This is a genomic window from Candidatus Magnetobacterium casense (assembly GCF_019173545.1).
Lineage (GTDB): Bacteria > Nitrospirota > Thermodesulfovibrionia > Thermodesulfovibrionales > Magnetobacteriaceae > Magnetobacterium > Magnetobacterium cryptolimnobacter.
This window is the reverse complement of the sequence record NZ_JABXWD010000547.1, coordinates 1-1,862: the sequence shown is the minus strand read 5'-3', so window position 1 is coordinate 1,862 and position 1,862 is coordinate 1. Positions and strand designations below refer to the sequence as shown.

The following is a 1,862-nucleotide window of genomic DNA, read 5'->3' as shown; positions in this document are numbered from 1 at the left end:
ATCGCTATCCATCACGGCGTCTGCCCAGAGGTGCGATATTGCCTCGGAATCGATCCAGATGCCGTCGTGGTTGGGCTTACCGCTTTCAAAGACGTGTCGGCATCCCACGATGTCTGCCCGCAGGTTTTCGGAGACCGCATAGAGGCGTTCGATCCAGTCAGGTTGTAGTATTTCGATGTCATCATCAATAAATATAGCGGACATGCCCCTGTCTGCGCAGTACCCCAACATCCGGTTCATCACAGTTGGGTGGTTGAAGCCGCTGTCATAGTTGTTGTCGATGACAAAGAACTCTGCACGGTTGAGGTCGGATGCCTTGACGGACCGGATAGCCCGTCTGGTTATCAGGCGTCTTACGTCGGGGCAGCACATTACGATGACTGTATCTTTCATATTCGGCTCGTATCTATTGAGTCAGCAAATGGCACTGACGGCAGATTATTGGATGATCGCATTTGTTTACAAAGGACGATGAGGTGTTTACGGACAACTGTTGGAGGTTCTGTCGTGCCGGTGAGTGACAGGGGTTAAACGTCAGACAGTTTTCAAGGTGTTGTCTGCCTCCCTCAAGCAAAAACAACTGAAAATAAGCCTCTGCTATATAACGCTCGTTAATGCACTCAGCCACCACGCGGTAAAACATACTGCTTGCCAGCGTCTTGTTAAACGTCTTTAGTCGCATAGCCCTCTGAAAAAAGTGCGCCCACATGATGTCCTTACAGAGACCTTTTTCGTAGCGCCGCACCTGTGGCATATTGGTCAGCCTTGGAATATAGGATGCCCATTTGTCTGTGAAATAGGCGGAGTCTTCGTTGTATGTATCCGTACAGGAGGGGTCTCTGTGTTCGTAGTATCTCAGGTGGTGTATGACCTTCAGGTCAAGGGCACAACCCACGGAGCTGCCCCTCTGCCAGGCCTGCAGGCAGATGTCCGCATCGTGGTGATACTTCTTGTATGTGGTGTCAACGTTATAGGCTGCACAGTTCTTGATGAGCATTACGGCGCCACACAGGGCCGGGACATAGATGGCATTGCCTGTGACATCAGCCGGGTCTATCATCATATCCGTATACGTCCACATGGAGAGGTCGTCGTCAATGTAGATACCCTCGTGGTTTGGCAGGCCGTTTTCGTATGTATGGACGCATCCCGTTATGTCCGACCCCAAATTTTCGGATGCCGCATACAGGCGTTCGATCCAGTGGTAGTCGTTGATCTCCGTATCGTCTTCCATCAGTATCAGGTTCTTACCGGTTTGGGCGGCAAACCTGAGCATCCTGGCAACAACACCTGGGTAGTGGAAGTGTTCGTCGTAGTTGTTGTCCATTACGATTAGATCGGCACGACTGAGGTCAGACTCTTTCACCGAGCCAATCGCCCTTTTGGTAAACAGTCTGTCAACCGACGGGCAGCACATCACGATGATGGTGTCTTTCATCTAAAACACAGTAAAAATAGAAATAAAGAAGACGAACAATTCTGCCGCCGACTTATACAACGCCGTTGTTTCTACCTTATTCATCTTCTGCTCTGCATAATATTGTCAACAGGACTAGTGTAACCTAAAAAAAACTTTTTATGCAAGATATTTTTATCCCCTTGTCTGAGGGGAAGGGCAGTTCCCTCCCCATTCTTTTCTTTGACGAGGCACCCCGTAACTTTCTCATGCACCCCTTCAAAGAAGCCCCAATTGCTTGTTTACCGTGTATTCGTATCCTCTTTATATTTCATGGTATACTGATCGGACTCGAGTTTTTTCGGGTATCAAAATTGCTCGAATAGAAGAAAGAAAGGGGCGGCTCCGCTTCTTGGCGCTCCAGGGGGTGAGGCACCCCTGCCATAAAAGTCGCACCTGGCCCCTT

General features: G+C 49.5%; 2 protein-coding genes. Both read right to left on the bottom strand.

Going from position 1 to position 1,862, the window contains the following annotated elements; genetic code table 11:
- The coding region (locus tag HWQ67_RS17410; RefSeq protein ID WP_218253965.1) for a glycosyltransferase family 2 protein at window positions 1-393 on the bottom strand (393 nt) is incomplete at its 3' end.
- Window positions 394-406: 13 nt separating this feature from the next.
- A complete protein-coding gene (locus tag HWQ67_RS17405) occupies window positions 407-1,438 on the bottom strand; it encodes a hypothetical protein (RefSeq protein ID WP_218253964.1) in 1,032 nt (343 codons plus the stop codon).
- Between the last annotated feature and the right edge of the window lie 424 nt (window positions 1,439-1,862).

Bases quoted from the DNA above. Each gene is read 5' to 3' on its own strand.
- HWQ67_RS17405 (WP_218253964.1), bottom strand. From the start codon at position 1,438: ATGAAAGACACCATCATCGTGATGTGCTGCCCGTCGGTTGACAGACTG.